A 22602-nucleotide genomic window follows, 5' to 3' on the forward strand; every position below is an offset into this window, starting at 1 on the left:
ATGAAGGAGAAAGCAATTTTTGTAGTCGGTTTGTTGTTCACCGTAATTTCTGCTGTTACACTTTTGGAATGCAGCCAGAAAAACACTGAAACTACAAAAAACGGGGACTGGTCGCCGGATGAAAAAGTAATTTGGATTGGGGACAATAAACCACAACCGGCCTTTGATTCATTGTTCTATGAAAATGATCCTTCTCCAATTTTTAGAAAAGAATTCAAGCTTGAAAAAACGATAAAATCTGCGCATTTATTGATTACTGCAGCAGGTTATTACGAAGCGACAATTAACGGGAAAAGAGTCGGGAAAAACCGGCTCGACCCGGCATGGACTGATTTTAGCAAACGCATTTATTACTCGGAATACGATGTCACTCAACTTCTTGCTCAAAAAGAAAATTGTCTTGAAGTAACGCTTGGAAACGGCTTTTACAATCCGCTTCCTTTGCGCATGTGGGGACGCAGAAATCTTCGGGAACCGTTGCCGGTTGGCAGACCCGTGTTTACAGCGAAAATGATTGTTGAATATGCGGATGGAAAGACAGATGAACTTGTTACCGATGATTCCTGGAAGTTTGCCTATGGCCCCATTCAAAAAAATAATGTTTATATCGGCGAAGTGTATGACGCCCGCAATGAAGTGCAAGGCTGGAACAATCCTGGTTTTGACGATTCTGAATGGCAAAATGCAGTTGTAAACGAGGGACCTGGCGGCAAGCTTGAAAAAACATTTTTCCCGCCGATTCAAATTACAAAGCGATTAATGCCAGCAAATATTTATTCGTCGTCTCCGGGAGTTTATATTGCCGATATGGGTGTAAATTTTGCCGGAACATTTCGAATGAAAATCAGCGGAGACACAGGAGATTCAATTGTATTTCGTTTTGGCGAGCGGATTTATCCCGATGGAAGTCTGAATCCGATGACAACAGTTTGCGGACAAATAAAAAGACAGGGAGTCGGTGGACCCGGAGCGCCCGATGTGGCCTGGCAAACTGACACCTACATTATTGGCGATAAATCCGAAGCCTGGTTTCAGCCTGAATTTACATTTCACACGTATCGTTACATCGAAATTTCCGGGCTAAAATCAAAACCGGAACTCAGCGATATTGAAGGACTGGTGATGAATACCAACGTTTCAGCAGAAAACAGTTTTTCCTGTTCCAACGCATTGTTTAATTCTATTCAGGAAGCCAGCGAGCGAACTTTCCTTGCCAATTTGCAAAGTGTACAGTCCGATTGCCCGGCGCGCGAAAAATTTGGATATGGCGGAGATTTAAACGCCACCAGCGAGACGTTCATTTATAATTTTGATATGAATTCGTTCTATCAGAAAACCATTTACGATTGGGTGGATGCAATAAACGATTCAGTTTTTATTGATACGGCGCCGTTTGTGGGAATAAATTACTGCGGACTCAGCTGGGAATCAGCTTTTCTCACAACGCAATATTACCTTTTACTTTATTACAACAATGTGGATTTGGTAAAAGAACTCTATGATTTTGATAAAAAATGGATGGAAAAAGTGGCCCGGATTCATCCGAATGGAATCGTGGATAGCGGGTTGTCCGACCACGAATCGCTGGAACCGGTTCCGGTGGAATTGACAGGTACTTGTCATTATTTGTTTTGTGCGCGGATTATGCAACGTTTTGCTGCACTAACCGGAAATTCAGCTGATGAAAAGATGTATCAGGAACTGGAGCAAAAATTAAAAAAGAGTATCAAAGAAAAATTCTGGAACTCTCCTGTCCAAGATGAAATCAACAAACAAACACTTTTTGCGAGCCTTCTTTATTTTGATGTTTTATCAGAAGACGAAAATGCAGCGGCTGCTGATTCATTACTTAGCGCCATAAAAAAAGAGCCGGCAGGGCATTTTGTTACCGGTATTTTCGGAACAAAATACATTCTGGAAGCGCTTTCCAAATATGTTTCGCCAGAGCAGGTTTTCGAAATTGTAAACAGCAAAAAGTACCCCGGCTGGGGATTTATGATTGACAAAGGCGCGACCACAATTTGGGAAACATGGAAAGAAAGCGACAATACGTATTCCAATTGTCATCCGATGTTTGGAACGGTTTCCGAGTGGTTTTACCGCTGGCTGGGCGGAATTGAACCGGATGAGGATTTTCCCGGATTTAAAAAATTTAAGCTTCATCCTTCCGTTTCTGAGAATCTGAATTCGGTAAAATGCAATTATCAATCGCCTTTTGGAGAAATCGTTTCCAACTGGAAAAAAGAAACAGATAAAACAATTTACAATTTCCGTATCCCCAATGGTACAACAGCTTTTGTTAACCTGGCAACGAGTGGAAAGAATGTTACAATTCAGAAAGAGGAGGATTCCGATTTTTCCTCAGCTGAAGTAAAAGGGTTACAAAGCGGAAAGTTTGACTTAACCGAAGGAAGCTACACTGTTGTAATCAATTAAACAACGGGATGCATGCAAGTGCAGGACGGGATGGCAGAAAAAAAATTGTTATTTGCTTTAATCTTGAAAAATAAGTAATAAGAATAAACCAACGGAATTCGCTTTCGTACGAAAATAAAATCATTTGACATGAAACGCTATAAAAAATATCTAAAACTCCTTGCTCTCTTCGTTTTTGGAATCAGCATCATATTATTACAGTCATGCAATTCAACTCAGGATAAAAATACCAAAATTGAAAAACTGAATGTTGAATATCTTCCAAATCCACTGGGCGTAGATGTGGCACAACCACGTTTTTCCTGGCAACTTTGGTCATCTCAGCGTGACGTTTATCAGGTCGCTTATCAACTTGTGGTTGGTGAAAGCATTGATGAAGTAAAAAAAGGAAACGGGACGTTTTGGGACACCGGAAAAATCACTTCAGGAGAAACTGTAAATCTTGAATACGAAGGGAGTCAGCTACAGAGTAATACCACCTGTTTTTGGCGGGTACAAGTGTGGCTCGATGATGAAACTTCGATATGGAGTGAACCGGCATTTTTCCAAACAGCTATTTTGAATGAGGATGAATGGCAGGCAAAATGGATAACAACTCAGAAAAAAATAACGAATACCAGCCCCCTTCTGCGAAAAGAATTCCAGATTGAGAAAAAAATTAAACAGGCTATTGCCCACGTTACTGCAGCAGGATTCTACGAGTTTTTTCTTAACGGTGAGAAGGTAGGCGACCATGTATTGGACCCCGGAGTAACTGACTACAGGGAAACCGTTTTGTATTCTACCTACGATGTTACAACGCTGCTGAAGGAAGGCGGGAATGTAACCGGAGCAATGTTGGGGAACGGCGCATGGAATTTGCTTAAAACAGAGGGCCGGTACAGTTGGGGAAGAGGAAATCCACTCGGAAGCCCCGCTTTTTTTATGCAATTGGTAATTTCCTATGAGGACGGAAGCGAGGAGGTTATCGTCTCTGATGAGACCTGGAAAACAGCCGACAGCCCCATAACATTTAACAATCTTTACGGTGGAGAAGATTATGATGCCACAAAAGAACTTCCCGGATGGTCGTCAAGTGGTTTTGATGATTCGGCTTGGGCAACTGCAGTTTTGAGTGAAGGGCCGGGAGGAAAATTAAAAGCACAATTGACACCGCCCATAAAAGTCACCCAAACCCTCTCCGCGGTAAAACAAACGAACCCGCAACCGGGAGTTTATCTTTTTGATTTGGGACAAAATATAGCCGGCTGGTGGCGCCTTGAAATTGAAGGAGAGCCCGGACAGGTCATCCGAATTCGCGGAGCCGAAACCCTGAATGATTCACTTTTCTCAACGCCACTAAAAGAAGGCGACAAGCTCAGTACAAAAGAAAGATACCATGCCCAAACATGGACTGACTACACAATCAAAAGTAATAAAAGGGAAACCTACGAACCTCGCTTTTTTTACACCGGTTTTCGTTATGTTGAAGTGACTGCAAGCGATAAAAAGGATCCCAAATACCTGAATATTGAAGGAAGAGTCGTACGTTCGGCAAATAGAAGAAACGGCACCTTTGGATCTTCCAATACCTTATTAAATAGCATTCACGAAGCCGGAGTATGGGCGCAAATGAGTAACATGCAAAGTTATCCAACTGACTGTCCTCACCGCGAAAAAGGAGCATATAACGGGGATGGTCAGGTAATTGCAGAAACTTCGATGCACGACTTCCATATGGCACCGTTTTATACCAAGTGGTTGAATGATATGCGCGATTCGCAGGAAGAAAATGGCCGGATTCCAAATACCTCACCTGTGTTAGTCGGTGGAATGGGCGGCGGTGTCGCCTGGGGAAGCGCTTATGTGCTCATTCCCTGGTGGATGAAGCACTATTACAATGATACTCAGATTCTACAGGAGCATTATCCAACCATGAAAAAGTATGTAAATTACCTCAGGGAACTGGGTTCAAAAGATGAAGACCCATCTGAGCCATACATTATTGATAATTTCGACGGATACTGGTACTCACTTGGCGAATGGTGTGCTCCCGGAGAGAGTGATTGTCCAAATCATCCGGTGGTTAACACATTTTATTACTATCAAAATTGTCTGCTGCTTTCAAAAATTGCAGGTGAACTGGGACACGCCAAAGATCAAGAATATTACAAGGCATTGTCCGACACAGTAAAAAAGGAATTCAACCGGAAATTCTTTAATACAGAAACTGGACTGTACGGAACTGACTCAACATACCAAACCTACCAATTACTGGCCTTGGCCGGTGATGTAGTACCGGAAGATTACAGGGGAAAAGTTTTCCAAACGATAATCGACGATATCAAAACAAGGAGCAACCATTTAAATACAGGAATCATCGGTACAAAATACTTGTGGCCTGTGTTGGTTGAAAACGGAGAAAACGAAACAGCTTATAAAATAGCTACACAAACTACTTATCCCAGTTTCGGCTACTGGATAAATAACGGAGCTACTACGCTGCTGGAATCGTGGGAAGGAGACAACTCGCATAACCATCAAATGTTTGGTTCCATAACAGAATATTTTTACAAGTTTTTAGCAGGAATTCAGTCCCCCATGGAAGGGAAAACGGGGGCGGGATACAGCAATATTTATATCAAACCTTTTGTTCCCGATGAACTTGACGCGGCGAATGCTTCTGTGGAAACCATTGCCGGAACCATTGTTTCGGACTGGAAAAAGGAAAGCGGGAGTTTTGTTCAAAAAGTAAGTTTACCGGCGAATACAACTGCAACCGTGGCTCTTCCTGCTTTTTCAGCTACGGATGTTATCGTTTGGGAAGGAGAAGCAAAAATTTGGGAGAATAATCACTACGTTGAAGGGACAGCAGGCATATCCAGTGTAGAGAAAAATAAAGATGGTCTGGAGCTTAAAATTGGTTCCGGAACTTACCTGTTCAGAGTGGAACCCAAGGAATAAAGACATGAAAATAAAATTTAGCTTTTTTGCTTCGGCCGTAGCATTTGTTTTAGCGATTTGGGCTTGCACGCAGAACCCTGAAATAAACGCTGACCACCTGACATGTAATTTCAGAGAACAACCTTTGGGAGTTGATTCAGAAGCTCCGTTATTGGGGTGGCAACTGAAATCGTCGGGCAATAATGTGGTGCAATCGGCTTACAGGATTATTGTTGCTGAAAATCCGAGCGACCTGGAAAACGGAGAGGGTAGCGTTTGGGATTCCGGGAAGATGGAATCTGCTCAGTCGATAAACATACCTTACCCTGGGCAGAATATTGATCCGGGAAAACGTTACTATTGGAAGGTAAAAGTATGGGACGATTTTGGAAAGGAATCTTCATGGAGCGAAACTTCCTGGTGGCAAAGCGGACTGTTTTCTGAAAAAGACTGGCAGGGAGCCAAATGGATTGCCTATGAAAAAATGGATTCCTCCAAACAATTGGTTCCAGGCATTCATGGCTCTGGCGATCAATTGGGAGATTTGGCGGTACAACGACCCGTTGTGCCCCAGTTTCGAAAAACGTTCGAAGTTAAAAAAGAATTGCAATCGGCCACGCTTTTTATCTCCGGGCTCGGACAATACGAAGCCAGTCTGAACGGACAAAAAGTCGGAAATTCTTTTTTGGCGCCCGGATGGACAGATTACGATAAAACGGTTTTTTACAATACCTATGATGTAACTTCGCTGTTAAAATCCGGTGGAAATGTGCTGGGCGCTGTTGTGGGGAACGGGTTTTATAATATTAATCGTGAAAGATACCGGAAACTGGTTATTGCTTTCGGATTCCCCAAAATGATTGGAAAGCTGCAATTAAATTATAATGACGGCACTTCTGAAACATTGGTTACGGATGAAAGCTGGAAATGTTCTCCTTCGCCTACTATTTATACCAGTATTTACGGCGGTGAAGATTATGATGCTTCTATGGAACAAACGGGGTGGCAAGAACCCGGATTTGATGATTCTGAATGGAACTCTGTACTACTTGCCCGGAAGCCGCAAGGTAAATTAGTGGCTGAAAATGATTACCCATTGATGGAAATGGAGACATTTGAACCTGAAAAAATTATCGCATTGGGAGACACTGCCTGGCTTTATGATTTTGGACAAAATGCCTCGGGAATTGTTGAGCTAAAAGTAAAAGGCACTGCCAGACGGGAAGTAAAACTGTGGCCTTCCGAACTCATAAACCCGGATAAATCAGCCAATCAGCAGGCTTCGGGCCGGCCTTATTATTTTTCCTATAAGTTGAATGGAAAAGGGAGTGAAACCTGGAAGCCGAGATTTACTTATTACGGATTTCGTTATGTGCAGGTATCAGGAGCTGTTCCTGCAGGAGAAGACAATCCACAGGAACTTCCGGAAATTGAGAAACTCAGTTTTTTGCACACACGAAATTCTTCCCCGCAAAACGGAACTTTTGAATGCAGTAATGATCTGCTGAACCGCACTCATACATTAATCGACTGGGCCATCCGAAGTAATTTTCAGAGTGTACTTTCTGATTGTCCGCACCGCGAAAAGCTGGGCTGGCTGGAACAAACTTATCTGATGGGACAGGGCGTTCATTTTCGCTACGACAACTATCATCTTTACCGCAAATTGGTTTTTGATATGATAGATGCCCAGACAGAAGAAGGATTGGTGCCGGATATCGCTCCCGAATATGTGGAATTTAATGGGGGGTTCCGCGATTCGCCGGAATGGGGGAGTGCTGCAGTTTTTCTGCCTTATCTTCTTTGGAAATGGTACGACGATAAACAAATTATTGCTGATGCCTGGCCCATGATGATGCGTTACATTCAATACCTGAAGACCAAATCCGATGGTCATATTCTTGATTACGGGCTGGGCGATTGGTTTGATCTGGGCCCCGGAAGACCGGGAGTTTCTCAGTTAACACCCGTTGCATTGACAGCAACAGCAACATATTATTACGATGTGAAATTAATGGCAGAAATGGCTGCATTAATGGGCAAGCCGGAAAAGAAAAATTTGAACCGATGGGCTGAAGAAGTACGTTCGGCTTTTAATCAAAAATTTTATATCCCTGAAACCAACGTTTATTCCACCGGAAGTCAAACTGCCATGTCGATGCCTTTGTGCGCAGGGATTCCTGAAGAAGGTGATCGGGAGGCTGTTTTTGCCAATCTCGTAGATTCTATCGTGGCAGAGAACAAAGCACTTACCGCCGGAGATGTCGGCTTTCATTACCTGGTAGAAGCATTAACAAGCGGTGGCGCTGCACAGCTCATGTATGAAATGATAAACCGTGATGATGTTCCCGGTTATGGATTTCAGCTAAAGAAAGGTGCAACTGCACTAACAGAATCGTGGCAAGCTTTGGAGATTGTTTCCAATAACCACCTGATGCTGGGGCACGTGATGGAGTGGTTTTATGCCGGATTAGGAGGCATTAGTCAGGCTGACAACTCAGCAGGCTATAAAAATATTCTTATTCAGCCGCAAGTGGTGAAAGATCTTGCTTTTGTTAAGGTCGGTTTTGAATCTCCATATGGTTTAATACGATCGGAATGGGAGCAAAACGCCACGGGTTTAAAATTGGAAGTGGAAATTCCGCACAATACAAAAGCTACCATTTTGTTGCCAACGAATGAATTAAATTCAGTAAGAGTAAACGGGGAAAAACCAAAGGATGGTATCATCAGCAAATTTAATAGAGAAGAAAGGCTTGCGCTTAGTGTGGGCTCAGGAAAATATCAGATGGTTATGGAACCCTTATTTTCAGAATAGGTTTAACTTTTGAATGATAAGATGAAAGAAAAAAACAAAATAAAAATCGGTTTGTTTGGTGTTGGTCTCGACACCTACTGGAATCAGTTTGATGGATTACTGGATAACCTGACCAGGTATCAAAAACAAATCAAACAAAAAATAGAAGAATCGGGTGTTGAAGTGGTGGACGCCGGAATGGTTGATAATCCGAAAAAAGCCGGAGAAGCTGTGCTGCTGCTAAAATCTGCCAATGTTGAAATGGTTTTTTTGTACATTTCAACCTATGCCCTTTCGTCCACTGTATTACCGATAGCACAGCAGCTTAAAGTGCCATTTCTTCTCTTAAACCTGCAACCGGTTTCTCAACTTGATTATCAAAGTTTTAATAATCTGAATGACCGGGGTAAAATGACCGGTGTCTGGCTGGAACATTGCCAGGCTTGTTCGGTTCCCGAAATTGCCGGGGTTTTTAACCGCTCCGGAATTCGTTATGACATGGTTTCCGGGTTTCTCTCCGATGAGACTGCCTGGGAGGAAATAGCTGCCTGGACAGAAGCAGCACGTGTAGCAAAAACACTACAAACAAACCGGATGGGAATTCTGGGACATTATTACGGAGGGATGCTCGATGTGTATACCGACCTTACCCGCCAGAGCGCTACCTTTGGAACACATTTTGAAATGCTGGAAATGTGTGAACTAAAATCCTTTCGTGACAATGTCAACCAAAAACAACTAAAAAATAAACTAAAAGAATTTTCTGAGGCATTTGATGTTTCTCCGGAATGTGAAGCATCTGAACTGGAGCGTGCAGCGCGCACGTCTGTGGCACTTGACAACTTGATACAAAAGCATGGCCTCAACTCGCTGGCGTATTATTATGAAGGCGAATCGGGAAACGAATACGAAAATATTGTAACATCAGTTATTGCAGGAAATACAATATTAACAGGAAGAAACATTCCGGTTGCAGGAGAATGCGAAGTAAAAAATGCCCATGCCATGAAAATAATGGCTGAACTGGGAGCCGGCGGGTCTTTTTCTGAATTCTATCTGATGGATTTCAACGACGATGTAATTTACCTTGGACACGACGGACCTGCCCACTTTGCCATAGCCGAAGGAAAGGTGAAGTTGGTTCCCTTACCGCTTTATCATGGAAAACCGGGGAAAGGGCTTTCCATTCAAATGACGGTAAAACACGGACCGGTAACTTTGTTATCGGTTGTAGAAGGAAAAGATGAGGTTTTCCTGTTGGTTGCTGAAGGACAATCTGTTCCCGGGCCAACCTTAAAAATCGGAAACACAAACAGCCGCTACAAATTTTCAGTGGGAGCAAAAAGATTCATTGAACAGTGGTCGAAAGCTGGTCCGGCACATCATTGCGCTATAGGAACTGGTCATATCGGTAATAAAATAGAAAAACTGGCACATATTTTAAATATTAATGTTGTAACTATTTGTTAGATATTAAAATTATTATTATCGACTCCTCAAATCCATAAAAAATAACACAGCCATTCACTTTTGCCAGAAAAGGCATTCTTTTCCTCTTGAAAACAGGGAAACAATTACGAATCCTTTTTGAATATTTATAATGCGACTGTTTTAAAACTAAATTTTAGCTTGTTTGAATTCCTTGTTTTTACTTAAGTTTGTTTCCTTCGAGTAAACAGCGCAATGGATCATAAAAAGCCGATAAAAAATCTGAACGCAGAACAAAAAAGACTGGAATCTTTTCAGGAGTTGTTCTTTAAATATCATGGCAGGCTTGTCCTCTTTGCGAACAAATTTACCGAGGATATAGAGGTTGCACAGGATTTGGTGCAGGATGCTTTTCTTAAACTGTGGGAAAAATCAGAACATCTTTCATCTGTTGATTCCCCCAAAGCCTATCTATTCCAGGCGGTACGTAACAGTTGTATAAATAACCAACGCCACTTGCACATAAAACACTCGGTAAAAGAAGAACTGGTTTACAAATTAAATTCGATGGAAAGGGCATCTTATTTGAAATCAGATGATCCCTTAGGCAGTTTGTTTGAGAAAGAGATTGAGGAAAAAGTAGAAAAAATCATTCAATCTATGCCCGATAAATGTCGCCAGGTATTTTTATTAAGTCGCAGGGAACACTTCAAAAATAAACAAATTGCCCAAAAACTCAGCATATCTGAAAAAATGGTTGAGAAACATATTTCAAAAGCCCTTGCCCTTTTGCGGGCAGGACTTTCCAAACACCTTGGAATAGTACTTTTTGCCATAGTAAACGCCTCCCCTGCCCCTCCAACTTAGGCTACCCTTTATACACAAATATTTGTTTTTTGATTTATTGCTGAGCTAACATTTTGTTGTTGATAAAACTTTACTTAATTATCACATTTTCAGCATATTAAGCTTGTTGTTTCTGATAGTTTTGATTATCTTAAAAGTATGATAATCAAAGAGTTTAGAGGATTTTTTGACGGATTTCTGCCTGATATCCGAATAGAAAAAAGGGCAAATAAGGTTATATCAGATATGCTTACCTTCGGGAAAGTTACAGTGAATAAATTTTGTGATACAAATACAGAAAAGATAGGGGCATATCGGATGTTTGGGAATAATAGTTTTAGTTATAAAGAGCTGGCCAGGGCAGTAGTTTCAGGGTGTGTAAACAATCAGGGGTCACCACATTTGCTTTGTATCCAGGATACGACAGAATTTAATTTTACTAGTCATATTCACCGGATTGGTAAAAAGGACAAAGATGTCGGTCCTGTAACTTTAAATGAAAATGCAGGTTTCTTTTGCCATCCTATGCTGGTTGTTGAAGCTGAAGAAAAGATGCCTGTAGGAATAGCTGATATTAATCTCTGGAACCGCAGTTGGGACAAACAAGATAAATTTGAGCGGGATTACTCCAGGCAATCAATAAGCGAGAAAGAATCCTTCCGGTGGATAGAATCAGCCCAGGCAATCAAATCCGTTTTATCAGCAACGCCTATGCTAACAGTTATTGGTGACAGGGAGGCTGATATATATGAAGAACTATGTACTGTTCCGGATGAAAAGACAAACCTGTTAATCCGCTCAAGCATCAACCGTAAATTGGCCTGTAGTGACGAAAAGCTATTTGAAAAGTTAGAAAACCAGGAATGCCGGGCAGTTTATTCTCTGGAAATAAAAGGGAATAAAAAAAGAAAAAGCAGGATGGCCAGTATGGAACTAAAATATATAAAGGTAAAAATCCAAAAGCCTAAAAAACCTCATATCAAAGATTATCCTGAATATGTTGAACTATGGGCTATTGAAGCCCGGGAACAGATGAAAACAGTTCCGTCCGGAGAGGCCCATGTGCTTTGGCGCTTACTTACTACACATCAAATAACAAAAGTTGAAGATGCTATGCAGTGTCTTGAATGGTATGGCAATAGGTGGTTTATCGAAGAGCTTTTTAGGATAATGAAAAGTAAAGGATTTGAGTTAGAATCCTCACAACTGGAAACTGGTGCTGCGTTGAAGAAGCAAGTTGTTTTGGCATTGCAGGTTGCGTTAACAGTGATGACGCTCAAATTGTCGCTCAACAAAAAACAAGCAATAGATGCTGAACTAATTTTTAGCCAACAACAAATAGAGTTTATCGAAATATTATTAAAAAATGAGATAGAAGGAAAAACAAAAAAACAACAAAACCCATATCCCTACCATTCTTTAGCATGGTGTGCCTGGGCTATCGCAAGACTAAGTGGCTGGAGTGGCTACAAGTCACACGGCCCACCAGGTTATATATCGATTAAAAATGGACTTGATATCTTTAATAACAAATTTGAAGGATACATGGTGGCAATAAAATTTTTTAAAAATGTGTATAAAGGGTAGCCAACTTAGGGGAATCAAAAAAAACATTACAGGGCCTTTACCCTGTAAGTTTTAGAAATCCCTGCACCCGGAGCGCCGGGCGTTATCCATTTGTAAATAAATTTTAAATACTGAGGTAGGGATGTATCTCTTTCAAGTGTCTTACCTTTTGAAACGACATTTGAATGGATACAAAAAAATCAATTAAAGCAACAATAATTGCTCATTTAAACGGCAGCCTGCGTGAAGAGGAATTAAAAAAACTAAACGATTGGGTGGCGCAATCAGAAGAAAACACAAAATATTATGCCCGCGTCAAAGATCTGTGGGAAGCTTCCCAGCCCAATATTTCACAAATTGCAGAAACGGAAAAAGAGTGGTCAAAATTCCTTTTAAACATCGGAAAGGGCCATCGGGAGAATATGTTCAGCCTTTTAAGCAACTGGCAAATCGTATATCGTTTCGCAGCCATTCTTGTCATTGGACTGGTGGTTGGGGTATTGGTCACAAAACTCAACTCAAAACATGAACCCGGATACCTTACTTCGATCGCGCCGGCAGGTTCGGTGTCTCAAATGATACTCGCCGACAGCACGCTCGTTTATCTGAATGCCGGTTCTGAGCTTCGATATTCTCCCGAAACAAACAACAAAAAAAGAGAGGTCTATTTAACCGGAGAAGCATGGTTTCAGGTTGAAAAAAATAAACAAAAGCCATTTATAGTGCATACTCAATATTATGATGTGCAGGTAACCGGAACCCAATTTAATGTAAAATCATACCCTTCAGACCCTGAAGTAACCACAACCCTGGAAGAAGGACAAGTAGAAATAGGTTCATCTGAAAATTTCAAATTAACCAAGAATATAAGCTTACAACCCGGTGAACAAATAGTGCTTAATAAAAAATCGAAAAAGCTGTTTGTTCAGAATGTTGATACTCAATTGTTCACCTCGTGGAAGAACAACAAGCTTATCTTCCTGAATATGAACTTAAAAGAACTGATTATTTTGCTTGAACGGAGGTATGGTGTGGATATAGAGGTTTTTGATGACGATATTCTTACTTATCACTATTCGGGAACAATCAAAAATGAATCGATACTGGATATTATGCAAATCATCCAGCATACATTACCCATTGAGTTTAAAATTGAAAATCAAAAAATAATAATTCATAAAAATAAACAGGAGGAATAAAATGATTTAACCAAAAAGCTAAACGTAAAAAACCGGCAAATGCTGTAACACTGCCGGCCCTTGATTTTTTTTTAAGGTGCTGTAACACCTAAAGTTAAAAACTAAAACATTCAAATTTATGAAAAAAAATGATGAAAGCACTTTGCTTAATAGCAGAAGTGTGAAAAAGCTATTACTAACTATGAAACTAACATTTTTGTTATTACTAATCGGACTAATGCAGGTTTCGGCTTCTGTATATTCTCAAAGTACCCGTTTCTCTTTCGATTTGTCAGATACAAAAGTGGTTGACGTATTAAAAGAGATTGAAAGCAAAAGTGAATTTCGGTTTTTCTATCAAAACGAACAAATTGATGTGGAACGGAAGGTCAACATCTCCGTTTCCGATAAAACAGTAGAAGAAATTCTGAACGAGCTGTTCAACGGATACAGTATAGAATACAAAATTTTCAGTGATAAATTAATATTGCTTGGGGCGGAAAAAGCTATAAATAATGCAGTTAAGGATGATTTAACTTCACCTCAAAATACAGTATCGGGGACTGTAACTGATGAAGCAGGAATTCCACTTCCGGGTGTAACCGTTGTGGTGAAGGGAACAACGCAGGGAACTGTGACAAATGTCGACGGTTATTATTCTCTCCCGAATGTTCCGGCAGAGGCAACACTTCAGTTCTCATTTGTTGGAATGATAACCCAAGAAGTAGTTGTAGGTAACCAAAGCTCCATCAATATTCAAATGGAAACAGATGCCATTGGTATTGAAGAAGTGGTTGCTGTGGGTTACTCATCCAAAAAGGTATCAGAGCTCTCTTCAGCAGTATCAGTTGTAAAAGAAAAAGATTTACGGGGTGTTACCTCCAGTAATTTGGGAACAATGCTCCAGGGTAAAGTTCCGGGCGTAAGAATCTCAAATACAACAGGCCGTCCGGGGCAGGATCCTCAAATCGTAATTCGGGGTGTAGGTTCCATGGGTGCCGGCTATTCTCCTTTATTTGTGGTTGATGGAATAATTGGAGGAACATATAACCCGGAAGATATTGAAACGATTACTGTTTTAAAAGATGCTGCTGCGTCTGGTTTATATGGCTCCCGCGCCGCCAACGGTGTAGTGGTAATTACGACCAAAAGTGGGAAGAAGGGAAAAACGGTTGTTCGATTTAACAGTTCTTATGGTATGTCGTACCACAACGACGGAAATATGTCGTTTATGAATGCACAGGAGTTATTTGATTATCACAGAACCGCTGCTACCAATTCATACAGCCTGTTGGATAATCCAAGCCAAAGCCTGGAAGATTTTCTGGAAGAAAGAATCCCTTCATCTTACCTCGATTATCAAACAAACTGGCAAGCTCTGCTAAAAAGAACCGGACAAATCAATAAACACCAGGTATCGGTTTCCGGAGGCGATGAAAAAACAACTTTTTATTTAAGTGCAAACTATTATAAAGAGTTGGGAACAATGATAAATATGGAGTACGAAAGAATGGACATGCGAGCCAACTTCAAACACAAAATATCTGAAATATTTGACTTAAGCTTTAGGGTTGCACTGGGGAAAAGCGAGAATCCCAATGAGCCACAGGGAGGACAGGAAGGTTTATATATGCAGTATCACATGGCTATGCCTTTTGATCGTCCCTACGATGACAACGGTGATCCGATAGACCCTTATGACCCAAACGTGAACTGGTACGGAAATTCAAAATCAAATTACTTTTATAACCGCGAACATTATACCGACAATACCAAACGTTTAAATATGTCTTCTGATGTTCAACTGGATGTAAAAATTGCCGACTGGGTAACTTTCTCAACATCAAACAGAGTTGGTGTAAACGGAACCGATCACACGCAGGTTTTTGACAAGTATCATTTCCTCGCAAAATCAGAAGGCGGGATTGCTTTTGATAATATTGGTTATACAGGTTCTGTGCTTACATCCAACAAGTTTAATTTTAAAAAACAGGTAAACGAACACCAGTTTAAAGGAATTCTGGGCCAGGAATACAGCTACTCAAAATATAAATATGTGAGTGGCGAAGGAATGGATTTACCTTACGGATTAAGCGCTATATCAGCAACAGGAAGCCCCAAAAGTGTGGGAGGAAGTCAAACAGAAGTAGGATTTAAATCTTATTTTGCCCAGTTCGATTATAGTTTCAGAAGCAAATACTATTTAGTTGCATCATACAGAAATGATGCTTCTTCACGCTTTGGAAAAGATAACCGCTGGGGAAGTTTTTATGCGATTGGAACTTCGTGGGTCGTAAATCAGGAAAACTTTTTGAAAGACAAAGACTGGTTAGACCAGTTAAAACTAAAATTAAGTTATGGTTCAACCGGGAACGCTAATATTTCCGATTATTTATCTTTAAGTTCATACAGCTTTAATAACAGCTATGCAGGTAACGCCGCTGCAATTCCGGCACGCATGGCCAATCCGGATTTAACGTGGGAAGTTGCATATACCACCAACATCGGTATTGAAATGTCGGTTTTGAAACGGTTCCAGCTGGCGCTTGACTTTTATAACCGCGATAATAAAGACCTTCTGCAAGATGTACCTTTGTCGGCAGCAACAGGATTCTCTTCACAACAACGTAATATTGGCGAGGTAAGAAACCGCGGGCTTGACTTTACACTGACAAGTAAAAATATTCAAGGAGAATTTGAATGGATAACCAGTTTAAACATGAACTTCAACAGAAGTAAAATTCTAAAGTTAAATGACGGCGAAGATATATTGGATGGCAATATGCGATTTAGCGAAGGCAGAGCTTTACGTTACTGGTATATGAAAGAATGGGCAGGCGTAGATTCAGAAACAGGCCAACCTCTTTGGGTACGTTGGGAAGATGCCGATGGAAACAAAATTGACCAATCGGGAGGTACAAACCCAACTGTTCCGGCAAATATAACCACAACCAGTAATCAAAACGAAGCCAGTCTGTTATTTATTGAGTCTCCTTATCCCGATTTTACCGGTGGTATAAGAAACGACTTTTCATATAAAGGTTTTTCCCTGAGTATTTTTGCAGACTTCTCACACGGAAATACAATATACTCTGCAATAAGAGGGTATCTCGACTCTGACGGCGCCTATACGTGGCACAATAAAATGAAAATGCAATCGTCGTGGACCCGTTGGGAAAAACCCGGCGATAAAGCAACTCATCCGCAGCTTTTGTATAATGGAAATAACAATTCTTACACAACTTCTTCAAGATATATTGAAGACGCATCCTATCTCCGAATTCAAAATATAACCCTGGGTTACGACTTTAACAAAAAGTTGGCATTTTTCTCGAATGTAAGAGTCCAAATGAGCCTCGACAACCTGCTTACATTTACCAAATTCAGCGGAGCCGATCCTTCCATGAACATGGAAAATCCATCAAACGGTCAAAACTCAAATACCGGAGGATACGCACCAACAAAGAAAGTTATGTTTGGAATTAGTTTTGATTTATAATTGTAAAATATTCAATAATGAAAACATATAAATATCTTATCATATTAATCGCCACACTGGTTTTCTTCACCGGTTGTGACGATCTGGACTATAAACCGATTGATCAACTTGATGAATCAAAAGTTATAAACAGCACTGAACTCTTACAAAATGTAACTTACGGAACTTACAGTAAATTAAAAATCAGAAACTATTTGAGAGAATGCAGGTATGCAAAAGAGCTAATGAGCGATGATGTTATTTTGGTAAAAACAACCGGAGATCATCTGATGCAAACATACAACTATCAGCATATTGTTAATTCAAATCTTGCACTTCATGTATGGACTCTTGGCTATCAGGCAATTTATTCAGCAAATACAGTTATTGATGCAATTGATGAAAATACAAATGATGCAACATTAAAACAGCTTTTAGGTGAAAATCTGTTTTTACGTGCGTTACTTCACCACGATCTGGTTCGGGTTTTTGGTCGGCCGTACACCAACGGAGATCCGACTCAAAACCTGGGTATTATGATTCGGAACAATGCTGATCCAAACGACATTCCTCCGCGAAGTACAGTAAAAGAATGTTACGACTTTATTGTTTCCGATTTATTAAAAGCTGCCGATTATATGAATGAAGAAAAATCAAATATCTATGCGTCAAAAGAAGTAGCTTATGCTTTATTGGCAAGAATGTATTTGTACATGGGTGACAATGATAATGCCATTAAATATGCCGACATGGTAATCAACTCAGGCAGATATGAATTGCTGGGCACCGAAGACTATCGGAAATATTTCACTTTTTTTCCGGAAGAAAACCAGGAAACCATTTTTGCTATAAAACTACTTCCCACCGAAAACCAGGGGAAATCTTCTGTTGGTTCCATGTTTAACGGCTTTGGTGGTTGGGGAGAACTCTATGCTTCGCCGTCGTACCGCCAATTGATTTATAAAAACACAGAAGATGCGAGAATCGATTTTATTCAACCTCATTATGATGGAGATATGATTCCGGATCCAACTGAAGACTGCGGATATAAAGTCCAAAAAAGAAACGGACTTTCTAAATACTACAATGTAAAATACACCAACGAAGGCGGTATTGAAATGTTATCCTCAGTAATCCGTTTGCGACTGGCCGAGATGTACCTGATTAAGGCCGAAGCCTTTACAAAAAAAGGAGAAGATTCGGACGCAATCGAAATGGTTGATATACTAAGGGAAAGAGCCGGCCTTTCAGGTAATCAGCTGTTTAAAAACGACATGCAGGGTTACACATCTGTAATGGATGTTGTTATGGATGAACGCCGTTTGGAACTCGCCTGGGAAGGACACCGCTCTTATGATGTATACCGCAACAACAGAACGCTGGACAGAACTTATCTTCCCGAAGATGTTTCATGGCACGGTCCGAGAACGATAGAATCTACCTCAACTTCGATAGTACATTTTATACCCGAATCAGAAATCATATTAAATCCTGCACTGGTGCAGAATCCTTAACCAACTGAAGATGGGGAGCAGACTGATATGCCTGCTCCCCTATTTTTTTGAAAAAGATTTATGACCTGTGCAAACGACTTCTCATTCGTCTTAAATAAAAAGGTATAACAAAATGAAAAAAAGTACAATCCTTATTATTGGGTGTTTGATTTCTTTTACCCTCACGGCGCAGGATACAGGAGAGCCTCTTCCGGTCTGGCAAGAAGGAGAGATGGAGATTCATCATATTTTTACCGGCGGTGGCGAGTCGGTCTTTTGTATTTTCCCTGATGGAACAACTTTACTTATTGATGCCGGGGATATTGGTCCACATATTGATCCCCGCCAAACAAAAACATCTCCCAACGACAGTAAACAACCAGGAGAATGGCTTGCCCGATATATTACAAATCGAATTGATTTTAAAAACAATAAAAAAATCGATTACGCATTTTTGACCCATTTCCATGCTGACCACATGGGAGGAGTGTACGAAAACTCGGAAAAAACCAGAAACGGAGGAGATTATTATTTAAGCGGAATTACAGAAGTATATGAACATGCGCCTTTTTCTAAAATAATCGACCGGGATTGGCCTTCCTACCACTACCCCAATCCAAACAAAACAAACGCGATTGATAATTATAAAAAATTCCTTGAATGGAACAATAAAAACAATAAGCTGACCGCAGAAAATTTTATCCCTGGAACAAATAAACAATTTGTCCTTGTTAATTCGCCTGAAAAATATCCAGGGTTTGAGATTAGAAATATCGTCTCCAACGGCGAAGTTTGGACGGGAAAGGGAGAAAAGACAAAACAAGTGTTTCCTAAAGGAGAAGCGGTTAGCGAAAACAAACGCAGTTGCGGAATTAAAATCTCTTACGGAGATTTTGACTATTTTAATGGCGGAGACCTCGCCGGTCACCTGTCATTTGGAATGGAAGCCTGGAAGGATATAGAGACCCCGGTAGGCAAAGCACTGGGTATTGTTGAAGTATGTGAAGCAAATCATCATGCATGGATTGATGCAATGAACGAAAACTTTCTGAACAGTGTAAAACCTCAAATTATTGTCATGCAAATCAACCACATAACTCACTTCAATTTATCGACAATGAATAGGATGGCAAATAAAAAATTAAATCCAAATTTGAAACATATAATACCAACCAACATCCCTGAAATATCAAGAGCATACATTGGCGTTGATCAACTAAAAAAAGTTACAGGAGATGGTGGTCATGTTGTAATAAAAGTCATGCCCGAAGGTAAGCAATATTTTGTTTGCCTGTTAACAACAAAAGATGAGTCGTACAAGATAAAATCGATATTAGGACCATATAAATGCAATAAAAAGTAACATGGCGAAAGAATATACTAATTTTTCAAAAAAATTGATTACCGTATTTTCTCTCCAAACATTCACTCAACAAACTGGGAAGAAACAATTTAATGAAAATTTTCAGGCAATTGTGTTAAAATTTCTTCCAAAATAAACTCTTTTTCAAACTAGTGTAAAACAAGTTTTATTCGTCTTATAAAAGAAGGGAGTACAATAATAAATTCATTTTTTTCAGATTTTAAATTGATACTTTCATTATATTTCGCATGCGTAAATAGTATTTACCATTTTAATACAACCTAAAACAATTTGACCTTTATGAGAAATTATGTTTTTTCATTCTTTTTCTTACTTATTCTGGTAAGTGCAGGATGTACACAAAAAAAAGAAACTCCTCCGCAGCAACCCAACATTTTATTTGCTATTGCCGATGACGCTTCGTGGAAACATTTTGGCGCCTATGGCTGCGACTGGGTAAAAACTCCGGCTTTCGATCGGGTGGCAAACAGTGGAATTTTATTTAAAAATGCTTACACCCCCAATGCCAAGTGCGCACCGTCGAGGGCTTGTATCCTGACTGGGCGAAACAGCTGGCAGCTGGAAGAAGCCTGTAATCACTCCCCTCATTTCCCGGCCAAGTTCAAAACCTATGCTGAAGCTCTGGGAGAAAATGGCTATTTTGTTGGAAGTGTTGCCAAAGGATGGGCTCCGGGCGATCCGGGTGAAATCAACGGAAAAAAACGTGAACTCACGGGTCCAAAATTTGATGAATTTACAACCACTCCTCCAACCAATGCAATCAATAAAAACGATTATGCCCGTAACTTTGAGGCTTTTCTTGAAGCGAAACCCGAAGAAAAACCTTTCTGTTTTTGGTATGGAAGTACCGAGCCTCATCGTGCTTATGAATTTGAATCAGGTATAAAAAAAGGAGGAAAGAATACCGGAGAAATAGATGAAGTTCCAGCGTTTTGGCCTGATGTGGATACTGTGCGGAAAGACCTGCTCGACTATGCTTTTGAAATTGAATATTTTGACAGCCACCTTCAGAAGATGATGGAAAAACTGGAAGAAGCCGGTGAACTGGAAAATACAATTATTGTGGTAACCGCTGACAACGGAATGCCATTTCCCCGGATAAAAGGACAGGTTTATGAATATTCAAACCATCTCCCCCTGGCGATTATGTGGCCAAACGGGATTAAAAATCCTGGCCGGGTAGTCGATGATTTTGTAAACTTTATTGATTTTGCCCCCACCTATTTTGAAGTGGCTGGTATAAACCCGGAACAGGCGGGAATGCAAGCCATCAGCGGGAATAGCCTTACCGATATATTTTATTCAGAAAAAGAAGGCAAAGTAAATCCGGACCGTAATTTTGTTTTGGTGGGAAAGGAACGCCATGATGTAGGCCGCCCCAACGACGAAGGTTACCCGGTGCGAGGTATTTTAACCGATGGATTTTTATACCTCCATAACTTTAAACCCGACCGCTGGCCTCTGGGAAATCCGGAGACAGGGTATCTTAATTGTGATGGCAGCCCGACAAAAACCTACCTTCTGGATACCCGCCGGAAAAAAGGAGTTATGGAATACTGGCAACTCAATTTTGGAAAACGTGTGGAAGAGGAATTGTATAACATTACAGAAGATCCGTTTTGTATGAATAACCTGGCAAAAGACGAAAATTATTCAGAAGTAAAAACACGCTTAGAGGATGAAATGAAACAAAAACTTACCCAACAGAACGATCCTAGAATTTTAGGAAACGGAGATATTTTTGATAATTATGAATATTCGGGAGCAGTAAAAAATTACTATAACCGGTATATAAGTGGAGAAAATGTTCCGGCAGGATGGGTGAATAAAACAGATTATGATTCAGATCTTTTAGAGAAATAAAAATTATGGTTAGAATAAAACTTTCGGTAATGATGCTGCTCCAATACATGATGTACGCAGTTTGGTGGGTACCACTGGCAGCATATTTAACAAACCTTGGTGTCGACAGCACTCAAAAAGCCCTCATTTTAAGCTCAATGGCTTTCGGATGTATTTTATCTCCGGTAGTTGGAATGGTTGCCGACAAATTTATAGCCAGTCAGAAAGTATTGGCCGGGTTAAACTTAATAAACGCAATAATGCTGTTAGGTGCAGCAACAACAAATAATCCGAATCTGTTATTTATTTTTCTCCTGATTGCGATGTTAGGTTATATGCCTTCCTGGGGGATTACCAGTTCAATTTCCATGGCACATCTTTCTTCCGAAGAATTTCCAAAAGTAAGGGTATTTGGCTCGATAGGATGGGTTGCCTCCGGAATTTTCAGTATAATTTTTATCCGCTTTTTAAACATCGACTTCGACGGGACACATATTCCTTTTTATTGTGGCGCGGGAGTAAGTTTTATCGCGGTTTTGCTTAATCTTACTTTGCCCGACACTCCTCCTCCGGCAAAAGGAGAAAAAGTATCTATGATAGAAATATTCGGATTGGGTACAATTCAAATGATGAAGGAAAAAAACTTTGCCGTTTTTATTTTATTTTCATTTCTTTCAATGATTCCTTTTGCAATGTACTATTCCTTCTTTTCTGAATTTCTGTTACACATCAACACCAAATATATTTCGGTTACAATGAATTGGGGTGTACTGGCAGAAATGGGATTTTTGCTCCTGGTACCCCCGGCAATAAAAAAATTCGGGTTACGCAAAGTAATGGTATTTGGATTAATTGCACTCTGTATCCGATACCTTGCTTTTTACATGGGCGGCGTTGTAAACCTAAGCTGGATGTTTTACATCGGAATCCTGGTTCACGGATTGATATTTGGCTTCTTTTATGTTGCCGGCCAAATTTATATCGACAAAAAAGCTCCTTCTCAACTAAAATCTCAGGCGCAGGGTTTTATTTTCCTGGTCACTTACGGAGTAGGACTATTGGTCGGTAATCTGATTTGCAGCAGAATTATTGAGCATTATAAAACAGCAGCAGATTATAACTGGGATGCGATTTGGGGCATTATTTCCGTAATGTCGGTTGTATTATTGGTTGGATTTATAATCTTTTTCAAAAACAAAAAAAACTTTTTAAACGTAATCAATGAGTAAACC

At 40.3% G+C, this 22602-nt stretch carries 12 protein-coding genes; all 12 read left to right on the forward strand.

Going from position 1 to position 22602, the window contains the following annotated elements:
- The 12 genes from GM418_RS07420 (at window position 1) to GM418_RS07475 (ending at window position 22599) form a co-directional block, all read left to right on the forward strand.
- On the forward strand, window positions 1–2436 hold the full coding sequence (locus tag GM418_RS07420; RefSeq protein ID WP_158864677.1) for a family 78 glycoside hydrolase catalytic domain: 2436 nt from the start codon (window positions 1–3) through the stop codon (window positions 2434–2436).
- A 129-nt stretch (window positions 2437–2565) separates the two neighbouring features.
- Window positions 2566–5379, forward strand: a complete 2814-nt coding sequence (locus GM418_RS07425) for a family 78 glycoside hydrolase catalytic domain (RefSeq protein ID WP_158864678.1) — start codon at window positions 2566–2568, stop codon at window positions 5377–5379.
- Between the two features lie 4 nt (window positions 5380–5383).
- Entirely contained in the window at window positions 5384–8176 is a 2793-nt protein-coding gene (locus GM418_RS07430; protein WP_158864680.1) for a family 78 glycoside hydrolase catalytic domain, read from the forward strand.
- 21 nt (window positions 8177–8197) lie between these two features.
- Entirely contained in the window at window positions 8198–9625 is a 1428-nt protein-coding gene (locus GM418_RS07435) for an L-fucose/L-arabinose isomerase family protein (protein WP_158864682.1), read from the forward strand.
- Between the two features lie 213 nt (window positions 9626–9838).
- Window positions 9839–10450 (forward strand): RNA polymerase sigma-70 factor, encoded by a 612-nt coding sequence (locus GM418_RS07440; RefSeq protein WP_158864684.1) that lies wholly within the window; start codon window positions 9839–9841, stop codon window positions 10448–10450.
- A gap of 138 nt (window positions 10451–10588) precedes the next feature.
- Window positions 10589–12016 (forward strand): IS4 family transposase, encoded by a 1428-nt coding sequence (locus GM418_RS07445; RefSeq protein ID WP_158864109.1) that lies wholly within the window; start codon window positions 10589–10591, stop codon window positions 12014–12016.
- 164 nt (window positions 12017–12180) lie between these two features.
- Complete coding sequence (locus tag GM418_RS07450) at window positions 12181–13194, forward strand: FecR family protein (RefSeq protein WP_158864686.1); 1014 nt, start codon at window positions 12181–12183, stop codon at window positions 13192–13194.
- A gap of 118 nt (window positions 13195–13312) precedes the next feature.
- Entirely contained in the window at window positions 13313–16672 is a 3360-nt protein-coding gene (locus tag GM418_RS07455) for a TonB-dependent receptor (RefSeq protein ID WP_158864688.1), read from the forward strand.
- Between the two features lie 17 nt (window positions 16673–16689).
- On the forward strand, window positions 16690–18165 hold the full coding sequence (locus tag GM418_RS07460) for a RagB/SusD family nutrient uptake outer membrane protein (protein WP_158864690.1): 1476 nt from the start codon (window positions 16690–16692) through the stop codon (window positions 18163–18165).
- Between the two features lie 112 nt (window positions 18166–18277).
- Window positions 18278–19507: an MBL fold metallo-hydrolase gene (locus GM418_RS07465; RefSeq protein ID WP_158864692.1), complete on the forward strand. Its 1230-nt coding sequence runs from the start codon at window positions 18278–18280 to the stop codon at window positions 19505–19507.
- Between the two features lie 300 nt (window positions 19508–19807).
- Window positions 19808–21391 (forward strand): sulfatase family protein, encoded by a 1584-nt coding sequence (locus tag GM418_RS07470; RefSeq protein ID WP_158864694.1) that lies wholly within the window; start codon window positions 19808–19810, stop codon window positions 21389–21391.
- Between the two features lie 5 nt (window positions 21392–21396).
- On the forward strand, window positions 21397–22599 hold the full coding sequence (locus GM418_RS07475) for an MFS transporter (RefSeq protein WP_158864696.1): 1203 nt from the start codon (window positions 21397–21399) through the stop codon (window positions 22597–22599).
- The last annotated feature ends 3 nt before the right edge of the window (window positions 22600–22602 follow it).

The organism is Maribellus comscasis (assembly GCF_009762775.1).
Taxonomy (GTDB): Bacteria; Bacteroidota; Bacteroidia; order Bacteroidales; family Prolixibacteraceae; genus Draconibacterium; species Draconibacterium comscasis.